At 72.6% G+C, this 4036-nt stretch carries 4 protein-coding genes; 2 read left to right on the top strand and 2 right to left on the bottom strand.

The annotated features are described in order from the left end of the window. Positions 1–460: tRNA (adenosine(37)-N6)-dimethylallyltransferase MiaA (locus JWR86_RS09325; RefSeq protein WP_299564073.1), on the bottom strand; the 460-nt coding region annotated here is incomplete at its 3' end. An 18-nt stretch (positions 461–478) separates the two neighbouring features. Here JWR86_RS09325 and serB point away from each other — a divergent pair. Both serB and JWR86_RS09315 read left to right on the top strand, forming a co-directional pair. Then, on the top strand, positions 479–1444 hold the full coding sequence (gene serB / locus JWR86_RS09320; protein WP_299564070.1) for a phosphoserine phosphatase SerB: 966 nt from the start codon (positions 479–481) through the stop codon (positions 1442–1444). 29 nt (positions 1445–1473) lie between these two features. Beyond that, positions 1474–3186 carry a CHAD domain-containing protein gene (locus tag JWR86_RS09315; protein WP_299564068.1) on the top strand — a complete coding sequence of 571 codons (1713 nt, stop codon included), beginning with the start codon at positions 1474–1476 and terminating at the stop codon, positions 3184–3186. A 62-nt stretch (positions 3187–3248) separates the two neighbouring features. Here the strand turns inward: JWR86_RS09315 and JWR86_RS09310 are convergent, their stop codons facing one another. After that, positions 3249–3455 (bottom strand): hypothetical protein, encoded by a 207-nt coding sequence (locus JWR86_RS09310; protein WP_299564065.1) that lies wholly within the window; start codon positions 3453–3455, stop codon positions 3249–3251. Positions 3456–4036: the final 581 nt, after the last annotated feature.

The following is a 4036-nucleotide window of genomic DNA, read 5'->3' as shown; positions in this document are numbered from 1 at the left end:
CGGCCGTCTCGGGGTCGCGCGCCGCGAGCCCGGCATGGAGCTCCGCGGCCGAGCGGCTCTCCGCCTCCGCCCGCACCGCCGCCCGCACGCTGTCCGGCACGCGCGGCAGGTCCGAGAGACCCTCCGTCAGGGCCTTGAAATAGAGCCCGGTCCCGCCGGTGACGACCGCCACCCGGCCGCTGCCGCAGATTTCCGCCAGCACGGAGGAGGCCTGCTCGACATAGTGGCCGACGGAGAAGTTCACGGCCCCGTCGACATGGCCGAACAGCCGGTGCGGGGCCGCCGCCTCCTCGTCCGGCGAGGGCCGCGCCGACAGGATCCGGAGGTCGCCATAGACCTGCATGGAATCGGCGTTGACGACCGTGCCGCCGAGTTCGCGGGCGAGCCGCACGGCAAGGGCCGACTTGCCCGAGGCGGTCGGCCCTGCGATGAGGATCGCCTCCAACCCCGTCACGGACACAGACGCCGAGCCCCGGCCTTGAGCAGAATCCGGCCCGCGGCCGACACCCCCCTGACCGCCACCCTGGTCGCCAACCCGGCCGATCCGTGCCTCACGGCCGCCCTCGCGGCCAAGGTCGAGGCGGCGCTCGGCCCGGCCACGGCCGGCATGCTGGTGCTGAAGGAAGGCGTGGCCATCGACCTGCCGCTCTACGGGGCCGACCCGGTTCCTGTCGAGGCGGCGCTCCGGGAGGCGCTCGCCGGCGCCCCGGTGGACGTGGTGATCCAGCCGAGCGCCGGCCGCCGCAAGCGGCTGTTCCTGGCCGACATGGATTCCACCATGATCGAGCAGGAATGCATCGACGAGCTGGCCGATTTCGTCGGCCTCAAGGCGCAGGTCTCCGAGATCACCGAGCGGGCGATGCGGGGCGAGATCAGCTTCGAGCCCGCGCTCCGCGACCGCGTCGCGCTTCTGCAGGGGCTCGCCGCCGCGACCGTGGACCGCATCATCGCCGAGCGCATCACCCCCATGCCGGGCGGCGGCACGCTGGTCGCGACCATGCGGGCGCACGGCGCCTATACCTGCCTGGTGTCCGGCGGCTTCACCCTGTTCACCGGGCCGATCGGCGCCACGCTCGGCTTCCACGAGGACCGGTCCAACCGCCTCCTCGTGGAGGACGGTACGCTGACCGGGCGCGTGGCCGAGCCGATCCTCGGCCGCGAGGCCAAGCTCGCCACGCTGCGGGAGCTGCGCGCCCGGCTCGGCCTCGCGCCGGCCGACACGCTGGCCGTGGGCGACGGCGCCAACGACCTCGCCATGCTGGCCGAGGCCGGGCTCGGTGTCGCCTACCGGGCCAAGCCGGCCGTGGCGGCCGCCGCGCATGCCCGGATCGACCACGCCGACCTGACCGCCCTCCTCTATCTCCAGGGCTATGCGGCAGCCGACTTCGTCGCGCCGGCGCAGCGTCCGGTCCAGCCCCTCGACTCGGGCCTGTCACATAGGTGACACCTGCCGCCGGTGGCGGAGCTGCGCTGATGAGCGATAGTCGAGAGATCGAGCTCAAGCTGCAGCTGGATCCGTCCGGGCGCCGCGGATTGGAGCGGCGGCTCGCAGCGACGTTCGGCGCACCCGCGGAAACCCAGGAGCTGCGCTCCGTCTATTTCGATACCGCCAAGCGGGCTTTGCGGCGGCGCGGCCTGTCCTTGCGGGTTCGCCATGACGGCACGCGCCGCATCCAGACCCTGAAGGCCGGCAGCGGCCTCGGGGCCGGGCTGTTCGACCGGCCCGAATGGGAACAGGAGATCGCAGGCGACACGCCCGACGGGGCGCTGTTCGCCGCGGCCGAAGCCCGCCGCCACCTCGCCCGGCGCGGCGCCCTGGTGCCGGTCTTCGAGACGGCCGTGACACGGCGCGGCTGGCGGCTCGAGCGGAACGGCTCCCGCCTTCTGGTCACGGTGGATCTCGGAGCCGTCCGGGCCGACGGCCGCGACGAGCCGATCTCCGAGGTCGAACTCGAACTGGAAGACGGCGAGGCGGCCGAGCTGTTCGGGCTGGCCACCGAGCTGGCCGCCTGGCCCGGGCTCCGCCTCGGCGCAAGCGCCAAATCCGACCGCGGCTACGCGCTGGCCGACCGCGAGGAGCCATCCTCGGTCAAGGCCGGTCCCGTGGCCTTGGCCAAGGGCGCCAGCGCGGCGGCCGCCTTTCAGGCTGTCGCCCGGTCGTGCCTGCGGCACTACCTCCTGAACGAGGCGCTGCTGCTCCGCAGCCGCTCGCCCGACGCGCTGCATCAGGCTCGCGTCGCCCTCAGGCGTCTTCGCTCCGCGCTGAGCCTGCACAGGAAGGTGGTGGCGGACAGCCAGGCGGATGCGATCCGGCAGGAATTGCGGGCGCTCTCGGCCCTGTTCGGAGCGGCCCGCAACCTCGACGTTTTTCGCGAGCGCCTCAAGGCCGCCGAGGCGGCCGGCACGCCCGGGCCCGCCGGGTCGGAGGCCCGGATCGAGGAGCGTCGCACCGCCGCCTATGACGGGCTGCTCCGCAGAGTGCAGGGACGCGGCTGCCGCACCTTTCTGGTCGAACTCTCCGCCTGGATCGAAACCGGCGCGTGGCTGGAGCGCGACGCCGGCCAGAAGGACGCGCGCGATGTCGCCGCGAAAGTGCTGAGCAAGCGCCGGCGGCAGCTGAAACGCTCGGGCCGCCACCTCGCGGACCTGGACCCCGAGGCCCGGCACGAGGTCAGGATCGCGGCCAAGAAGCTGCGCTACGCGAGCGAGTTCTTCGCCGGGCTGTTTCCGGGCGGCAAGCGAGGCCGCCGCCGGGAGGCGTTCGTGGCTGCCCTGTCCGGGCTGCAGGACAGCCTGGGGGACCTCAACGACATCGCGACCGGGGACGAGCTCGCCCACAGCCTGGCCCAGCCGGCGGGGAAACCCGCGGCCCCGGACACGACGGAGACGGCTTCAGAGCCCGCCGCGACGGAGGGCCTCGAGCCGGTCGCGGGACCGGACGCCGGAGCGGAGCCGGACGCCGGAGCGGAGCCGGACGTCGGAGCGGAGCCGGAGGCCGGAGCGGAGCCGAGGACGGCCGACGACGCCGAGCCCGTCGGGCCGGCCGAGTCCCCGCCCGGGGCGGCAAGCGGTCCGGGCCCGGCTGGGGAGGAGGCTCCCGGGCCGGAGAGCCCCGAGGCCCCCTTGCTGCAGGCGGCCGCCGCCGCCCACCGGAGCTTCCGCCGCACGAAGCCGTTCTGGCGCTGACGGAACCAGCTTCGCGCGGCGACGGGGACCGCGGGCCTCAGCGGCCCGTCATGGGGCCGGGCTCAGTGCGGCTCGTCATAGGAGCCGGCGCTCGGGTTCCTCGTGCGCAGCAGGGCCATGTCGAGCAAGTAGATCAGGAGCTGGTCGTTCAGCCGGACCGCAATGCTTCTGGCCTCCCACAGCCTTGACAGAAGCGCCCCTTGAACCGCGGCGCGCTCGCTGTTGAGGGTTGAACCGCAGGGATCGCCATTCGTCGAGTGATGCGCCACGAGCCCTCGCGTCTCCGCCGGGCAGCAACAAAGCCAATTTGCGCCCAACGCACCATTCAACTGATGGATGGGTTACAGTTGGGGGTCGCGCCACTCAGGGGTCTGGCCGGTGCACTCGGCCTCGCGCCCACGTGCCCCCTCGGGAGCGGGCACGGCCTTGCTGGACGCGGCCGGCGCGGCCGCCGAGCAGGAGAGAAGCGAAGCCGCCCTGCTGGAAGCCGCCGCGGCCGCCCACCAGGCCTTCCCCCGCACCAAACCGTTCTGGCGCTGACGGGCGGAACCGGCGCCGCGCTCCGGAGCGGGAGCACGCCAGAGGCGGTCGCAAGCTGGTTTGAGGGGACGCCGGGAGCGTCGAAGAAGAAGCGGAGGCGACCGAAGCGGACGATTATCCGCCGTTGGACACGTTAGGTACTATCGAAGCTTCACTGACGAACAGACGCTTGATAGAGCCGTCCTCCAGGGTTGGCTTCGCTCGCATGCCCAGCGTCGATCCAGTGTCGAGAGCCCTTGTATATACATTGCCTGGGGCATTCAGGGCCGGGTCACTGAGATAAACTTTGGCACCAAGGTTTCAAGCAACA

The organism is Enterovirga sp., assembly GCF_028290205.1.
Taxonomy (GTDB): Bacteria; Pseudomonadota; Alphaproteobacteria; order Rhizobiales; family Beijerinckiaceae; genus Enterovirga.
Note: the sequence above shows the minus strand (reverse complement) of the source record. Positions and strands in the feature narration are given on the sequence as shown.